Genomic DNA, 15,851 nt, shown 5'->3' on the forward strand with positions numbered 1-15,851 from the left:
GTTATTCGTCTCCCTTCGAACCGAACAAGCCCCAGCTCAGCTTGTTGGATACGTACATCAGCAGCAGCAAAAAGACGGAGACGGCGGCCGCATAGCCCATCTCGAAGCGGATGAACCCGAAGTCGTCGATATGGTTGATGATGAGATGACCCGAGTAAGCCGGGGTCGGATTGGCGCCGGACAGCTCCACGCCGATCGCTCCCGTCTTGAACGTCGTCACGATCGCCATCACCGCGCCGAACAGCATCTGCGGCTTCATCGACGGAATGGTGATGTACCAGATTTCCTGGAGACGGCTCTTCATCCCGTCGATTCTGGCCGCCTCGTAATAGTCCTTGTTGACGTTAAGAATGCCGGCAAGCATCGCGAGGAACCCGACGCCCATGCTCGACCAGAGCGTCACTCCGATCATCGAAGTCATCAGATAGTCCGGATCGGTCACCCACAGCTGCGGCACCTCAATCCAACCGAGACGAAGCAGCACGCTGTTCAGGTAGCCGACCCGATCCCCCGTCAGCATCGGCAGCCAGACGATCGACATCGCGATGCCGATGGTCAGGGAAGGAGTATACATCGCCAGGGCGAACCACTTGCGCAGCCTGCCCGGCAGCTGAGAAATGATCCAGGCGAGCAGGAACGCGGCGATATAGCCTCCCGGCCCTACGATAAGCGCGAATTTGAACGTATTAGGCAGGGCGTACTTCAGAAACAGCAAATCCTGCGAGATCAAGTATTGAAAGTTCTGCCAGCCGATGAACCGCGGCTTCTCGATCGCGTTGAAATACGTAAAGCTCAAAGCTACGGCGGCCGCGACCGGCACGACGATAAAGGCGATAAAACAGAGCATGAACGGCGTAATGAACAGATAGCTCAGCCTGTGCCGCCACATCTGCCGCAGCAGGGCGGCCCGCTTATTTGACATATTGGTCCACCCCGTCCCACGGCTCCTTCACGATTGGAAAATCGAGCGATCTGAGCGGCTGCCCGGACTCGCCAATGAAGCCGAACTCCTGCTGCTTTCTCCGAAGCTCCCGGTTGATATCGAGAATGGAAGCCTCCAGAGAAGCTCTGTAATTCATCCCGTCGATGACGGAACGTACCCAGGCGTTGTTAAGCTCCCGGCCCATGAAATAGCCGCCCGGCGGATTTTCCTTTTCCTTATACCAAGCCCACTGCCGCAAAATGACGTTGGCGTCCTCTCGCTTCCACGGCAGGCGCGTGAAAGCCTCCACGTTGGCCGTGTTCCAGCGGAACGATACGCCGTTGATCGCTTCCAGATCGGAGCCGTATCGGACCTGGGTATCGGTGGACACCCACCATTTCAGAAACTTCCAAGCCTGCTCCTTCTTCTGCGAAGCCTCGAAGACAACGCCCGTCGTCTGCTGGCCTCCGGCCCAGCGCTTGATCGTGCCGTCCGGCTGCTCGACGCCGGGAATAAGCGCGATGCCCCAGCGGCCGTTCAGCTCGGGCGCGGCAGCGGCCAGCTGCACGTACATGTTGTAATCGGAGATGCCGATCGGCATCGCGCCGCTGCGGAAGTGCTGGTAGAAGCTCGGAACCTGCTTCTCCATCGCGTACATGTTGTACAGATCGGTCCACTGCTTAAACGCCTGGAAGCCTTCGGGCGTATCCAGCCCTGTCGCGAACCCGTTGGCCGTATAGAACTCCACGCTGTTCTGCGAGACGAACGGCAGAAACTCCTGCGGGTCCATGTAGAAGTTCATGTCGTTCTGCTGCAGCGTCGGCAGCAGATCGTACACGTCCTGCCACGTTTCCGGAATCTCGAGCCCCAGCTCCCGCATCATATCCTTGCGGTAATACAGCACCTGGAACGACTGCGTCTCCGGCAGCCCGTAATAGCCTTTGTCGTAATACAGCGCCTGCCAGGAGCCCGGACTAAAGCGGCTGTAGACGTCGCCGAAATCGTCGTAACGGCTCAGGTCGTACACGCTGCCCCGGATCGCGTAATCGACGGGCAAATCCTGGTTCAGCCCCAGCGCCACGTCCGGCTGCAGTCCCGCCGCGTTCGACATGACCAGCAGCTGCGGATTCGGCAGCAGATTGACCTTCACCTTAATCCCGGTAACCGGCGTGAACGTCTCGTCGGCGAGATCCTGCAGCTGCGTCACGTAGTCGCGGCCCCGCAGCACCCACACGCTAAGCTCGCTCTCGTTCTTATCGCTCAAGCTCTGGCGCGTATCGAAGGAGTACACGAAGTCGGCCGCCGTTCCCTTGATCTTGTCGGCCAGGGAAGTCGTTCTCTCCGGGAAAGGCTTGTCGGCAGGCACGATATAGATTTCATCCAGCTGAAGCGGCTGCTTGTGCATGTTCACGACAAAATTGTTGATCTTCTCCGTAATCGATGCGATCTCATCGGCGTGGTACGGAATGTCGTCCGGAATGCGCAGCAAGGCGCGCAGATCGCTCGCGGACAGCCGGAAGCCTTCGCTGGCGCTGTCCTTGCGGCCGTTCGCCTCGGTCATGGCGTCGGCCAGCACGTCCAGATTGCCGGCCGCCTGCTCCAGCCGATCCCTTAAGCCGGGCAAGTCGCGATCGAGCTTCCAGGTGCGGTTGCGGTCGCTCTGTCCGCTGGTCACGGCGCTCAGATCCTTGTCGATATCGCGCAGCAGCGCGCTCAAATTCTCGATGCCTCTGACGATCGGACTGACCGCCGCGTGCGTCAGTCCGATGGACAGCGTATGCGGCCCCTTCTCCAGATAAATCCGGAACGGCTCTCCCGACTCGTCCGCAAGCGCGACGTGCTGCCAGGAAGATTGGTAGGGGAATCGGTAGGTCAGCCATTCCTTGAACGGAACTTCTCCGTCGATGCGGATCGTGCGGAAGGAGGCTTTCTGCGAGAAACGATTTTGCAGCGCCCTTAACCCGATTTTGTACAGACCGCTCTCCGGCGCTTCGAACTCCCAGAATACCTCCTGATTCGGCCAGTCCCAGCGCACGCCGCCCATCGTATTGTACGTGATGCGCCCTTGGGCCCTCGGTAACGTGCGCCAATCCCGGTCCCACATCATCACGACCGAAGGATCGTTCTTCCAGGACATCCGCTCCGCTTGGATCGTAAGGCTTGCGATATCCGGAGAGGACGCGTCCGCATGGGCGGCGGCGACCTCCTTGTACGGCTTGGGAGAGTTGGGAGCGACGAGCGCCAGCTCCGCGACGGCGACCGGCTCGTACCCTTCCAGCCGAATCCTGTGCTTTCCCGCGGAGAAATGCCATTTGAAAGGTTCCGCGTAGTTGGCCCCCGAATCGGCAAGCGGATAGGTCGTCCAGTCGGACACATCCGAAGCGATCGGGCGGATTTCGTCTCCGTCGTCGTTCTTCTTGATTTCCTCCGCGTCCTTCCATTGGCGGTAGAGCGTAATGGAAGAGGCTTCGCGGAAGGGGCGCGCCCCGTCGACTTTCACGTCCCAGACGACGGGCCGCGTATGGTTCTCGCCCTTCAGCGGCAAGTAGGTGGCATGGATTTCATACAGCCCTTCCCGCTCGACCGTCACCTCGTATTCCACCCACTGGGTATCCATCGAATCCCAGACGAGCACATCCGGCCTTCCCCCGTATTCTCCTTTAACCAGAGCCGATTCGCTGGAACGGGCGGACGGAGCCGAAGCGTCGATCGCAATGCGTTCCTCGCCGTCCGGCAAGGAAGCGTAATCGCCCTGAAGAACTTCAGCATAGTAGGGCTCCAGCTCCGCTTCGGCAATCGAACGATTGTCCCACAGCTTGAACCCGTCCAGCTGCAGCCTGGCCTCGTAGGGGCCGTACAGCCCGCCGCCTGTCCCGCCGACGGAACCGAGCGTCCATCCCAGCAGCGGTATCGCCACTGCCGTAACCAGCACGCTGGAATAGATCAAGCGCCGTTTCTTCCCGCTGCGCCGCATCTCTTCATCCTCTCCTTCCCGCCTGTCTCAAGTCAGCCGCGCGCCGCTGTCCGCGTCGAAGAACAATGCCTTGGACATATCCAGCACGATGCGCAGGCTCTCGTTATTCTCGCAGCGATAATAAGCGTCGACCCTCGCCACAAGAAGCCGATCCTGTCCGATGTCGAGATGCAGGAACCGGTCGGCGCCCATCAGCTCGCTTACTTTGTACACCGCCGTGAACACGCAGTCGGAATACAACCCTTCCGGCCCGACATGCTCCGGACGGATGCCGAGCGTCACCTGGCGGTTCGTCTTGTTGTGCCGTCTCAGCACATTCGCCGCTTCCTTCGGAACCGGCAGCGAGAAACGGTTCGTCTCGAATAACAAATTTCCCCCCGCATCCTCGGTAATCTTGCCCTTGATAAAGTTGATGCCGGGCGAGCCGATAAAGCTCGCGACGAAGGTATTGCTCGGAGACGTATAGACCGCCTCCGGCGTGTCGATCTGCTGAATGACCCCGTCCTTCATGACGACGATCCGATCGGCCATCGTCATCGCTTCGATCTGGTCGTGCGTCACGTAGATGAACGTGGCTCCCAGCGTCTTGTGAAGCTTGATCAACTCCATGCGCATCTGAACCCGCAGCTTCGCGTCCAGATTGGACAGCGGTTCGTCCATGAGGAACACGCTTGGATTGCGCACGATCGCCCTTCCCAGAGCTACCCGCTGGCGTTGACCGCCCGACAGCTCCTTGGGCTTCCGATTTAAATAGGATTCGATCTCCAGCACCCGCGCCGCACGGCGCACCGCCAGATCGATCTCATGACGCGGCTGCTTGCGAAGACGCAAGCCGAACGCGATATTTTCGTAGACGCTCATATTGGGATACAGCGCGTAATTTTGAAACACCATGGCGATATCCCGATCCTTCGGGGGCAGATCGTTGACCAGCCGGTCTCCGATATACACCTGGCCCTCCGTGATCTCCTCCAGCCCCGCGATCATGCGAAGCGTCGTCGACTTCCCGCAGCCTGACGGGCCGACGAACACGAGAAATTCCTTGTCCTTGATGTCGAGATGGAAGTCGTTCACGACCGTCTGCCGGTCTTTGCCGTACCTCTTGTACAAATGCCGAATCGAGATGCTGGCCATCCTGGTCCCCCCGTGAGACGGCAGAAGCGCCGATATCGCGCTTCCGCCGCAATAGACCTTCCCTACTCAGTTCGTCTTGCTCAACGTAATAAGCTCTTTCTCGATCGCTTCCTGGGCGGTGCGAAGCGCCGAATTGACATCGACTCCGTCGACGGCGATACTCCGCTCAGCCTCGGTCAGGAACTTGCGCACCTTGCTCTCGAACTTGTGCGGCTTAATGACATTGCGCGGCGGCGCCTTGAAAATGTTGGCGACCGTCTTGCCTTCCAGCACCGGAATGTCGTCTCCGTATACTTCCTCGAATTGCTTGCCCTCCACCGTCGGCACGCGGCCGATTCGGGACAGCGCCAACTGCGATTCGTCGGTCAGAATGTTGGCGATGACCTGGAACGCGATGTCCTTGTTTTTGCTGGCCTGCGTCACGATCAGCGAATGCACGTTGGCCGCCTTGCCCGTGCCCAGATTTTCCTCGAAGTTCGGGAACGGCGCGAAATCCCAGTTCAGCTCGATGCCTTGCTGGCGCAGCTCCTCGAGCGGTCCCAGCAGGTGGGCGATATTGTAGGCGACCATCGCCAGATTTTTCTCATTGTAGAAAATGTCGTCGTCGTTGGCGTACTGGTAACGGCCGTCCGGGCCGATATACCCTTGCACCTCGTAGCTCCGCTGAAGCTGCTCGAACACCTTGCGCCATTCCGGCGTCGTTACGTCGGCCTTGCCTGTCTCCGGATCTACGATATACAGATCGAGCCCCGTCGCGATGTTGCTGGAGCCGAACAGATCGATGCCGATATAGTCGACTCCGTTGTCGCTGCGCGTCACCTGCTTGCCCAGCTCGATCGCCTCGTTCCAGCTCAGCTGCTCGTCGGGCGGGTAAGGAGCTCCGAATTTGTCGAAGATGTCCTTGTTGTAGAACACGACCGGAAGGTTGACCGAGAACGGAATGGCGTGCAGGGCTCCTTCCGGCGAATATTTAGAGACGGTGTCGAGCACGACAGGCTTCAGCCTTGCCAGGTCGACATTGTGCTTCTCGATGTACGGCTGCAGATTTTCCGCCAGATTAAGCTCTTTTAACGTCGTAGAGAGCGACGAAGTGGACACGAACATAATGTCCGGCACCGAGCCGGACGTAATGAGCGGCTCCAGTTCCACGTCCTCCGGCGCTTCCACCCATTCGAGCGTCACGTGGGGGAACTTCTCCTTCGTCCGTTCCACCAGCGTCTTCTCGAATTCGGCCTGGGTAACCGTGATGCCCGCCCGAAGCACCTTAAGCGTGACCGGCTGCTGGCCCCCGTCATCGGCGGCTTCGCTTGATGCGGGCGACGCCGCTTGCGGCTGCGCCCCTCCGCTCTCCGCGCCGTTCGCCGAGCCGTTCGTTCCTTCAGTGGATCCGCTGCAGCCCGTCACGATTCCAATTCCCAATAGCAATGCAAGCAAACCCCAACTCTGCCTTTTCATCCGATATTCTCCTCTTTGTCTTTATGACTGATTTAATCTCCCAACAAAAAAAGAAGACGCGTCCCCCCGTCGCACGGACGAGGGAAGCGCATCTCCGTCGATACGGTCGATCCACTTGCTCCCATCGCTGCCTATTGCGTTAATTCAGCACCAGATCGCATGCCTCTTCCGGCATCCAGCGCTTGTCCTTGCCTTCCCATTTCACGTTGCAGCCGATCGGATTGGTCAGCGGCACCGACACTTCCTTGCCTGTCAGATACTCCTCCAGCGCATTGTTCAATTCGTAGGAAGTAATCTTGGAAGCATCCTTCGGCGAATCGACCGCCCTTCCCGTATAGATCAGCTTGCGGTCCGCATCGAACACGTAGAAGTGCGGCGTGCGCAGCGCGCCGTAGGCCAGCGCGGCTTCCTGCTTCTCATCGTACGCGTACACCCACGGGAATTTGTGCTCTTCGATTCTCTCGATCATTTTCTCGTAGGAGTCCTCCGGATAAGCCGTTGCGCTGTTCGAGCTGATCGCCAGGAACTTCACGCCTTGCGGGCCGTACTTGAGCACGGTCTCGCGGGTCACTTCGTCGGAGCCTTTCACGAACGGACAATGATTGCAGGTGAAAAAGACGACGAGCGCCTTGGCGTCCGCGAAATCTTGCAAGCTGTAGTGCTTGCCGTCCGTCGCGAGCAGGTTGAAGTCCGGAGCTTTCTCTCCGATTTGCAGGGTAAATGCCATAGTTCCAATCTCTCCTCTATTTGAATAGTTGATTGTTGCCGAATGGATCAGGCTTGCTGTTCTTCCGCGTAGAGCACCGTCGACAAATAGCGTTCGCCGTTGCTGGGGATGACGGCGACGACCCGCTTGCCCGCGCCGAGCCTCTCCGCCAGACGAAGCGCCGCATGAACGGCCGCCCCCGAAGAGATGCCGCCGAGAATGCCCTCTTCCCTGGCGACAAGCCGGGCCGTCTCGAACGCTTGCTCGTTCGTCACCTGCAGCACCTCGTCATAGATGGCCGTGTCCAGGATGGACGGGACGAAGCCGGCGCCGATGCCCTGAATTTTGTGCGGACTCGGGCTGCCTCCCGACAGGACCGGAGAAGCTGCGGGCTCCACCGCCGCGATCCGGATGTCCGGGTAGCGGCCGCGCAGCACCTCGCCCGCGCCGGTAATGGTGCCGCCCGTGCCGATGCCGGCGACGAAGCCGTCGAGCTGCCCACCCAGAGAGTCGATCGCTTCCACGATCTCCGGGCCCGTCGTCTCGCGGTGGATCTTGACGTTGGCTTGATTGTCGAACTGCTGCGCAGGGAAATAGTCGGGATTGCGGTCCAGAATTTCCTTGGCGACGCGAATCGCTCCCTTCATCCCTTCGCTCCCCGGCGTCAGCACGAGCTCCGCGCCGTACGCGCGCAGCAGATTGCGCCTCTCCACGCTCATCGTCTCCGGCATGACCAGCACCGAGCGATATCCCCTGGCAGCGGCGACCAGCGCGATGCCGATGCCCGTGTTGCCGCTGGTCGCTTCGACGATCGTGTCGCCGGGCTTCAGCTTTCCTTCGCGCTCCGCTTCTTCGATGATGCTGATCGCGATGCGATCCTTGACGCTGCTGCCCGGATTGAAGAACTCCAGCTTCAAGTAAATTTCCGCGCTGCCCTGCGGCACAATCTTGTTCAGCCGCACCAGCGGCGTATCGCCGATCAGCTCCGTAATGCTGTTGGCCACTCGCACCATCTTACTGCCCCCTCTTGAGCTTGCTGTCCAGGAAACCGATCGTGACCTCGAAGGCCGAATCCAGCGCTTCGTTCGCGCCTTCGTAAGGATGGGAGGCGTTGAACGTATGGTTGGCTCCCGGGATCGAAGCATAGGTCTGATTGGGCGCCAGCTCCTGCAGCCGGTTCACGAAGGAAAGCAGTCTCTCGCTGTCTCCGTCTCCTTGGACGATCAGCGCCGGCTGGCTCAGCTCCGCGAAATGCTTGGCCGTATCGAAGCGCGCCGGGTTCGCTTCGTAATCCAGCGCCACGGCCTTCTGCAGCGGACTCAGATCCGGCTCCCCGCTCGAACGGATCGGCGATGCGCCGCCGTTCCATACGACGACCGCACCGATTCGTCCGGAATTCTCGCCGGCGTACACGATCGAGCTTCCTCCCGCCCGGCTGTGTCCGAGCAGCGCCGACCGCTGCGGATCGGCCTCCTCCGGGAACGGAAGCCGCCCTTCGAGCGCATGGCGGACGATCGCGTCGATGTCCAGCAGCTCCTGCGACAACGTACCGGCTTTTGACGCCCGCTCCTCATCCAGGCCGTCTTCCGCGGCCGTAATCCGCGAGAAATCGAAGCCGACCGCGTAATAGCCCCGCGCCGCGAACCGGTCCGTCACGTCCGGCCAGAAGCCCCAATCCTGATGCCCTCTGAAGCCGTGGGCGACGATGACGATCGGCTTGCGAGCGCCGTCTCCCGACGTTTTGACGCGGCCTCTCAGTCTCAAATCGTCATTCAGTGCAATGTCGAACGATTCCGTTTTCAGCGTTTGTTCCGGCATATTTCTCGCTCCTCTACTTCGTATTTTTTAACGTTTCCAGGTCCTTGTTGATCTTCTCCTCCGCCGTGCGCAGCGCTGTGTTGACATCCGCTCCCTTGAGGGCGATGTCGCTGGCCGCTTCGGTCAAATACTTGGACACTTTGCGCTCGTTCACATGCTCGTTGCTGAGCGGGCGCGGCGTCGCCTTGAAAATGTTCTCGATCGTCTTGCCCTTCAGCACCTCGATGTCCGCGCCGTATTCCTTCTCCAGCTCCGGATCGTTCAGCACCGATACGCGGCCGTTGCGGCTGACGAGCCGCTGCACTTCGTCGGACAGCAAGTAGTTCAGCACCTGGTACGCTTCCTCTTGGTGCGCGCCGCCCTTCGTTACGCCGAAACGGTGCACATTGATTTTCAGACTCGTTCCCAGCGCTTCTTCGAAGTTCGGATGCGGGGCGAAATCCCAGTTCAATGTGACTCCCTGCTTCCGCAGCTCCTCGAGCGGTCCGACAAGCTGGGCCAGATTGTGCGAGTACATGGCCAGGTTCCGGTCTACGTAGAACACGTCGTCCTTGTCGTCATGACGATAGTCGTCGCCCTGCACGAAGCCCGGAATGTCGTACAGCTTCTTGATCGTCTGGAACACCTTCGTCCACGCCTCGTTCGTAACGGCCGCCTTCTCCGTCACGGGATCGATCAGATCGAGCGACAGACTGCTTCCCAGCTTGCTCGGCGTCAAGTCGATGCCGATGTAATTCACCCCGTCGTCGCTGCGGGTCAGCTTCTTGGCAATGTCGATGATCTCGTCCCACGTTTTCAAGTCATTGATGTAAGGAACGTTAAACCGGTCGAAAATATCCTTGTTCACATAGATGACCGGCAAGTTGATGGAGAACGGGAATTGATTGCCCTCGGACGACTGGTTGATGGCGCTGACGACTTCCGGCTTCAGCCGGCTTTCATCGTAGCCGTATTTCGCCTTCAGCGGCGCCAGATCGGCCAGCAGATCCTTCTCCTTCAGCTCGCCGTAGCTGCCTCCGAAGATCAGGTCCGGAATCGTCCCCGCAGTCAGCAGCGGCTCGATCGGATCGCCTTCCGGGATGTCCAGCAGCTTGATTTTGATATGGGGAAACTTCTTCTCCACCGGAGCAAAATAAGTTTCCACCTCCGTCTGCGTCAGGGTGACGCCTCCGTATTTGAATATCGTAAGCTCGATCTGCTCCTTCTCTTCTTCAGCCGCTTGCTGCGAACTCGCGGCTGCCGGCGCCTCCGTCGGAGCCGACCCGGTCTTCACTTCCTTCTGGGCGCAGGCCGCGACCAGCATCAGCATCAAGGCGAACAGCGCAATTCCTATTTTCTTCATTTCTTTTTCCTCCTTTTCGGATATGCATAGTATGGATTATTTGCATAAGAGTAGAAGCGATATTACCGACGCAATAACATCGATTTCTCCTCCGTCCGAAACGGTCGGGTTCACAGTCATTATTCGCCTCGGGCGATGCCGCTCCGCGCTTGGCGCAAAATCGGGGTCGTATCGTTGGCCGCCATGGACACCTTGCCGCGGCTTCCGAATCCGATAATGGCTCTCCAACTGCCCAATAAATCTCGATCGATCAGATCCTGCTCTGTTACCGCTACCTTCTCGTCCGCATGATGCGCGACGAACAGCGCGTCTACGGGGCAATAGGCCTCGCACATGTAGCAGGTCTGACAATCCTCCTGTCTTGCAATGACCGGCAGTCCGTCCTCGTTCGTATCGAACACGTTGGTCGGACATACCTTGACGCACAGTCCGCATTGAATGCAACGATCTTCGCTGACCAGCTCAATCATACGCTTTGCCGCTCCTTCACTACGACCGCCGGCGTTATCGAGCCATAGCTGCGAGGTACGTCTTCCCAGCGGTGCCGGATGTCCCCGATGCCCGATAACAGCAGCCTGCTGCTCATCGCCTCGTCCAGCTCCGGATACTCCGCCATTGTATGCATGCCTCGCGTCTCCTTGCGGATCAGCGCGGCCGAATACATCCAGCGCGCGTTGACGACCATGGCGGCCGCTTCCCGCGCTTGCACCCTTGCGGTGGCGGAAGAACCTACGCCTCCCCGTACGAGCGGCCATTGCTTGTGCAGCCGTTCCAGCGACGCCGCGATAATCGGCTCGCTGCGGAAATAGTTGATGCCCAGCGGGAACATCTCGTTCTGAACGGCCTTGACCACCTCGCGCACCGGGATCGACTCGGCCGATTCGGCTGTATGCCGCAAGCCGTAACGCCCCGCCGGCCGCAAATCGCGATGGTCCGCGGACTTGCCGTGCGCCAGCGCATGCTCGGCAGCGCCCTTGCCCGACCACGTGCCGGAGGCGATGGCCCAAGAGGCGTTGTAGGCTCCGCCGCCGGAACGCGCGCCTGCGGTCTTCTCCCGGGATGCCGCGTCTCCTGCGGCGAACAGTCCCGGAACCGTCGTGGAGCAATAATCCCCGACGAGCCGTATCCCTCCCGTGCCGCGGATCGTTCCCTCGTAGCGCATCTTGATCGGGAACTTCTGCGTGAACGGATCGATGCCGGCCCGATCGAACGGCACGAACCATAGCGGCGTCGAGGCCCGGATGATCGCCTGCTTCTCGGGCGTATTGCCGTGCGTCAGCATGGCGTACACCGGCCCTTTGTGCAAATGTACGGCGAAGAAATGATCCTGGCGGGGTCCGCCCTCGTGAATGACGTTGCCTGCTTCGTCGTAGAAAGAAGCGAAACCAAGTACGCGGTTGCGCGTCACGGTGCCGAACGCCGCGGTCGTCGCGTATTGGCGGCTGAATTCCATGCCGGACATCTCTACGCCGAGCTCCGCGGCCATCAGTTGCCCGTCTCCCGTCTGGACGTTGCAGCCCAGCCCCTTGCTCAGGAAGGCGCAGCCGCCCGTAGCCAGAATGACCGAATGCGCGCGAACTTCCCACGACTTGCCGCTGAGCCGGTTCACGCCTCTCGCCCCGCCGACGCCATGCTCGTCCGTGAGCAGCTCCAGCGCCGGGTGCTGGTCGAGAATCGTGACGCCCGCTTTCTTGACGACTCTGCGCATCAGCTCCATATACTCAGGTCCCTGCATATGGGCTTTGTACAGATTGCCGTTCTCGTCCAGAGGGAACCGGTAGCCCCATTGCTCTACCAGTTGAATGTTCAGATAAGCCTGCTCCATCAGACGATAGATCCATGGCTCTTCCGACAGATAACCTCCCGACTTCAACCGGTCGGCGACCGCCTTCTCCCGCTTCTCCTTGTCCGGCTCCACGTAGAGAAATCCGGTGCCGCCCGGCGCGGTAGCGCCGCTGGTGCCCAAGTATCCCTTGTCCGCCAGCACCGTTCGAGCCCCGTGGGAGGCCGCGCTCCAGGCGGCCCATGCTCCCGCGGGACCGCCGCCGATGACGAGCACGTCGGCGACCAAGCGTTCCTCCGGTTGCTCGCTAACCATGACCATCCCTCCTCTTATTTAGAGGTAGTTCAAAAAGTCCGTTTTTGATCACGAAGCCTCTCGGGAAGCAGACTCGACATCGAATCTTGAATTCAGCCGTCTCTTCCGGTGCTCACGTAGCTTCCACTACGCTTTACGACCGTTCCTCATCAACGGTCTTCATCCAACCTTCCAGGATGCATGGGCGAGCAGTTCGCCGTAAGGCGAACGACCAGCCTCGGTGCTGAAAACCGAACTTTTTGAACTCTCATTTTACGAATCGCCGCCTGTCGCTGCGCGGCTCCTCTTATTCCCCTGCGGGAATCGGCAGAAGACTGTCCGCCAGCGGACGTCTTCCGTTCGGCTGCTCGGCTTCGCGGAACGATTCGTCCAGCGCCGACGCGTCCCCGCGATAACCAAGGGCGATGACGGCATGCAGCGCGACGGAATCCGGAACCTGCAGCGTCTCTCGCGCGATATCGTGTTCGAAGCCTCCGATCGCCCGGGTAGACAAGCCGAGCAATCTGGCTTGGAACGCCAACGTGGCCCATGCAGCCCCTGCATCAAAGGCGTGCGCGCCCAGCGGATCTCCGTTCTCCTTGACCGTCACCGAAGCGACCAGCAGCAGCACCGGCGCTTTGTCCGCCCATAGACGGTTGCGCGGCTTGATGAACTTGCGGAATTGCTCGTGCTCCGCTTCCGTTCTTGCGACATAGAAGCGCCAAGGCTGCTGATTGCCGCCGGACGGCGCCCAGCGGGCGGCTTCCAGTACGGTGAACAGCGTGTCGTCGGACACTTCCCGCTGTTCGTAGGATCGCGGGGACCAGCGGTTCAGGATGAGCGGATGCACGGGGTAGTCCGGCTTTCTAGCGGCCTCTACCTCCGGGGCATACGATTGTTGCTCCAGCGATTGATTCGATTGAACGGGTACAGCACTCATGCTTTGTCATTCCTCTCTATCGTTGATTCAAGATGGCTTCAAGCTTCAGCCGGTCGCAGGCGATCGCACATCGGATACCCCGGCTGCGCGCACCGGCCTGGCCGGCAAAATCCGGTTGATGAACGGCGTCTGATCGATCGCCGCCAGCTTCGTTCGTCCCGGCCCCCAGCCGAGCGTAGCTCTCCAGCTTCCGAGCACGCCCTGCTCCGCGAGCGCGGCTTCGTCGACTTCCACCTGTTCGTCGGAGTACGGAGATACGTACAGCGCATCGACGGGGCAGTACGCCTCGCAGATGAAGCAGGTCTGGCAATCCTCTTGCCTGGCGATAACGGGGGCGGCTTCGGTCTTGTCGAAGACGTTGGTCGGGCATACCTTCACGCATAGATTGCAGCCTATGCAGCGGTCCGTGCTAACCAGCTCTATCATTGCGCTTATGCCCCCTGTTCCGTTCCCGGATAGGATGCCGCCGAAGCTCCGCCGAGGAAAGTGCGGTCCGGCCGCGTCCGAATCGTCTCCAAGCCCGAGACGAGCAGCCGGTGATGCTGGTTCGGATCTTCGTCCGGGTACTCCGCGAGCAGATGCAGACCCGCTCCGCGCGTCTCCTTGCGAGCCAGCCCGGCCGTATAGATCCATCTCGCCGTTGCCGCCATCGCTGCCGCCTCGCGGGCATGGACGCGCTCGTGGACGTTGCCCGGCGCCTGCTCGTTCACGCTTGGCCAGTAGCTGTGCAGCTTGTTCAACGCCGCCTTCAAGCCGACCTCCGAACGGAAATAGTTGATCTGCAGCGGGAACACCTGATCCTGAATCGCGCGCACCAGCTCCGCCGTCTCCACTCGCGGCGACGAGAGCGCCCGTCCGCCGGTCGTCTCTGCCAATCCGTAGCGGCCGGCCGAGCGAAGCTGCCGGGAATCGGCTCCCGCCCGCTGTGACAAAGCGTACCGGGCCGCGCCTTCTCCCGACCAGGTGCCGGAGCAGATCGCCCACGACGCGTTAAACGCGCCTCCGCCGGAAGCGGCTCCCGTAATGCGCTCCCTCGTCGCGGCATCGCCGGCCGCGTACAGGCCGGGCACCGTCGTCTCGCAGTTATCGTCGACGATCCGCAGTCCGCCCGTTCCCCGAACGGTGCCTTCGTAACGAAGCGTCAGCGGGAAGGGCTGCGTGAACACGTCGATGCCGGCCCGGTCGTACGGCAGGAAGAAGATGGCGTGCGACGAGCGCAGAATCGCCCGCTTCTCCGGCGTGTCGGCCTTGTTCATAATGGCGTAGACCGGTCCTTCCAGCAGCCGCTCGGCCAGGAAATCGCCGTTGCGCGAGCCTTTCAGCTCCTTCCCGTCCTGGTCGTAATAGGTCGCCCAGCCGAGCAATCTGGAGCGCGTATTGGAGCTGAAGGCCGGCGCCGGCGCATACCTGCGCGAGAACTCCATGCCCGACAGCTCCGCGCCGACCTCTGCGCCCATCAGGTACCCGTCTCCGGTCAGGACGTTGCAGCCGAGTCCCTTGCTCAGGAAGGCGCAGCCTCCGGTCGCGATCACGACCGCTCCGGCCCTCACTTCCCAATCCTTCCCTTGCTGGCGCAGCGCGCCTCTTGCTCCGCCGACGCCGTGCTCGTCGACGAGAAGCTCCAGCGCGGGCGCGTGGTCCAGCACCTTGACGCCGGCTTTCTTCACCGTCTTGCGCATTAACGCCATATATTCAGGTCCCTGCAAGTGATTGCGCTGGGGAACGCCGTTCTCGTCCCGAACGAACGGATAGCCCCACTGCTCGACCCGCTCCAGGTTGATATAGACTTGATCCAGCACGCGATGAATCCAGCCTGCTTCCGACAAGTAGCCGCCGGAGGCCATTCTCTCCCGCACCGCCTTGTCTCTCATCTCCTTGTCCGGCGGCAGGTACAGCAGATTCGTCCCTCCGGGCGCCGTCGCTCCGCTTGAACCGAGATAACCTTTGTCAACCAGCACGACCTTGGCTCCCTTGGATGCGGCGCTCCAGGCGGCCCAAGCGCCGGCAGGCCCTCCGCCTATAACCAGCACGTCCGCCGTCAGCTTTAATGCCGTTTCCCCACTCATTGCGATTCCTCCGTCTCCCTGTTAGCGCGGGCTTGCCCATCCCCATCGTCCGGAATTGCTTGCCCGTAATCCTTCTGTCGTCCTCTTCTTCTCCTTCCGCCCGGCATTCCGCCTTCTTAACTTGCGTCTGTATGCATACAAAAAAGATGCACGTTCCCTCCACGCAAGCGATACGTTCATCCGTGTACGCTGCAGCAAGAGAACCTACATCTCCATTGGAATGGTCAATGTCTGAAGCAAAGCCAATAATACCAAGTGAAATAGTTTGAGTTTATTGCCATCATCCTACCATGCGATATATCGTATGTCAACACGTCATTTTCGATACACTTTCGCGAGAGCATTCTCCCGGTTGTCATGTCCCCGTGATTGCAAACGTAAATATGAATACTCCCTCCACTTACCATCGCTGATGCT

13 protein-coding genes are annotated in these 15,851 nt (G+C 60.2%); all 13 read right to left on the minus strand.

What is annotated here, in order from left to right; all coding sequences use genetic code 11:
• Position 1 precedes the first annotated feature (1 nt).
• The 13 genes from B0G52_RS32155 to B0G52_RS32215 all read right to left on the minus strand — a co-directional run bounded on the left by B0G52_RS32155 (position 2) and on the right by B0G52_RS32215 (position 15,434).
• Positions 2-922: a carbohydrate ABC transporter permease gene (locus tag B0G52_RS32155; protein WP_094050532.1), complete on the minus strand. Its 921-nt coding sequence runs from the start codon at positions 920-922 to the stop codon at positions 2-4.
• Positions 912-3,896, minus strand: a complete 2,985-nt coding sequence (locus B0G52_RS32160) for an extracellular solute-binding protein (RefSeq protein WP_094050533.1) — start codon at positions 3,894-3,896, stop codon at positions 912-914. The genes B0G52_RS32155 and B0G52_RS32160 overlap by 11 nt, the downstream gene beginning before the upstream one ends.
• A 27-nt stretch (positions 3,897-3,923) precedes the next feature.
• Positions 3,924-5,030, minus strand: coding sequence for an ABC transporter ATP-binding protein (locus B0G52_RS32165; protein WP_094050534.1), 1,107 nt, complete (start codon positions 5,028-5,030; stop codon positions 3,924-3,926).
• 66 nt (positions 5,031-5,096) lie between these two features.
• Complete coding sequence (locus B0G52_RS32170; protein WP_094050535.1) at positions 5,097-6,485, minus strand: ABC transporter substrate-binding protein; 1,389 nt, start codon at positions 6,483-6,485, stop codon at positions 5,097-5,099.
• Positions 6,486-6,624: 139 nt separating this feature from the next.
• On the minus strand, positions 6,625-7,212 hold the full coding sequence (locus B0G52_RS32175; RefSeq protein WP_094050536.1) for a thioredoxin family protein: 588 nt from the start codon (positions 7,210-7,212) through the stop codon (positions 6,625-6,627).
• A 47-nt stretch (positions 7,213-7,259) separates the two neighbouring features.
• Positions 7,260-8,204 (minus strand): cysteine synthase A, encoded by a 945-nt coding sequence (gene cysK, locus B0G52_RS32180; protein ID WP_094050537.1) that lies wholly within the window; start codon positions 8,202-8,204, stop codon positions 7,260-7,262.
• A 1-nt stretch (position 8,205) separates the two neighbouring features.
• Positions 8,206-9,009, minus strand: coding sequence for an alpha/beta hydrolase family protein (locus B0G52_RS32185; protein ID WP_094050538.1), 804 nt, complete (start codon positions 9,007-9,009; stop codon positions 8,206-8,208).
• A 13-nt stretch (positions 9,010-9,022) separates the two neighbouring features.
• On the minus strand, positions 9,023-10,351 hold the full coding sequence (locus B0G52_RS32190) for an extracellular solute-binding protein (protein WP_094050539.1): 1,329 nt from the start codon (positions 10,349-10,351) through the stop codon (positions 9,023-9,025).
• A 119-nt stretch (positions 10,352-10,470) separates the two neighbouring features.
• Positions 10,471-10,821, minus strand: coding sequence for a 4Fe-4S dicluster domain-containing protein (locus tag B0G52_RS32195; protein ID WP_094050540.1), 351 nt, complete (start codon positions 10,819-10,821; stop codon positions 10,471-10,473).
• The gene (locus B0G52_RS32200) at positions 10,818-12,449 is read right to left on the minus strand and encodes an FAD-dependent oxidoreductase (RefSeq protein WP_094050541.1); all 1,632 of its coding nucleotides are present in this window, start codon (positions 12,447-12,449) and stop codon (positions 10,818-10,820) included. The genes B0G52_RS32195 and B0G52_RS32200 overlap by 4 nt, the downstream gene beginning before the upstream one ends.
• 286 nt (positions 12,450-12,735) lie before the next feature.
• On the minus strand, positions 12,736-13,368 hold the full coding sequence (locus B0G52_RS32205) for a nitroreductase family protein (RefSeq protein ID WP_094050542.1): 633 nt from the start codon (positions 13,366-13,368) through the stop codon (positions 12,736-12,738).
• A 45-nt stretch (positions 13,369-13,413) separates the two neighbouring features.
• Positions 13,414-13,794, minus strand: coding sequence for a 4Fe-4S dicluster domain-containing protein (locus tag B0G52_RS32210; RefSeq protein ID WP_094050543.1), 381 nt, complete (start codon positions 13,792-13,794; stop codon positions 13,414-13,416).
• 5 nt (positions 13,795-13,799) lie between these two features.
• Positions 13,800-15,434 carry an FAD-dependent oxidoreductase gene (locus B0G52_RS32215; RefSeq protein WP_094050544.1) on the minus strand — a complete coding sequence of 545 codons (1,635 nt, stop codon included), beginning with the start codon at positions 15,432-15,434 and terminating at the stop codon, positions 13,800-13,802.
• Between the last annotated feature and the right edge of the window lie 417 nt (positions 15,435-15,851).

The organism is Cohnella sp. SGD-V74, assembly GCF_003001675.1.
Lineage (GTDB): Bacteria > Bacillota > Bacilli > Paenibacillales > Paenibacillaceae > Cohnella.

What these genes read in the sequence shown, in the direction of transcription:
- cysK (WP_094050537.1), bottom strand. Translation starts at nt 8,204, where the DNA reads ATGGTGCGAGTGGCCAACAGCATTACGGAGCTGATCGGCGATACGCCG.
- B0G52_RS32175 (WP_094050536.1), bottom strand. Translation starts at nt 7,212, where the DNA reads ATGGCATTTACCCTGCAAATCGGAGAGAAAGCTCCGGACTTCAACCTG.
- B0G52_RS32215 (WP_094050544.1), bottom strand. Translation starts at nt 15,434, where the DNA reads ATGAGTGGGGAAACGGCATTAAAGCTGACGGCGGACGTGCTGGTTATA.
- B0G52_RS32200 (WP_094050541.1), bottom strand. Translation starts at nt 12,449, where the DNA reads ATGGTTAGCGAGCAACCGGAGGAACGCTTGGTCGCCGACGTGCTCGTC.
- B0G52_RS32210 (WP_094050543.1), bottom strand. Translation starts at nt 13,794, where the DNA reads ATGATAGAGCTGGTTAGCACGGACCGCTGCATAGGCTGCAATCTATGC.
- B0G52_RS32195 (WP_094050540.1), bottom strand. Translation starts at nt 10,821, where the DNA reads ATGATTGAGCTGGTCAGCGAAGATCGTTGCATTCAATGCGGACTGTGC.
- B0G52_RS32205 (WP_094050542.1), bottom strand. Translation starts at nt 13,368, where the DNA reads ATGAGTGCTGTACCCGTTCAATCGAATCAATCGCTGGAGCAACAATCG.
- B0G52_RS32190 (WP_094050539.1), bottom strand. Translation starts at nt 10,351, where the DNA reads ATGAAGAAAATAGGAATTGCGCTGTTCGCCTTGATGCTGATGCTGGTC.
- B0G52_RS32155 (WP_094050532.1), bottom strand. Translation starts at nt 922, where the DNA reads ATGTCAAATAAGCGGGCCGCCCTGCTGCGGCAGATGTGGCGGCACAGG.
- B0G52_RS32160 (WP_094050533.1), bottom strand. Translation starts at nt 3,896, where the DNA reads ATGCGGCGCAGCGGGAAGAAACGGCGCTTGATCTATTCCAGCGTGCTG.
- B0G52_RS32170 (WP_094050535.1), bottom strand. Translation starts at nt 6,485, where the DNA reads ATGAAAAGGCAGAGTTGGGGTTTGCTTGCATTGCTATTGGGAATTGGA.
- B0G52_RS32185 (WP_094050538.1), bottom strand. Translation starts at nt 9,009, where the DNA reads ATGCCGGAACAAACGCTGAAAACGGAATCGTTCGACATTGCACTGAAT.
- B0G52_RS32165 (WP_094050534.1), bottom strand. Translation starts at nt 5,030, where the DNA reads ATGGCCAGCATCTCGATTCGGCATTTGTACAAGAGGTACGGCAAAGAC.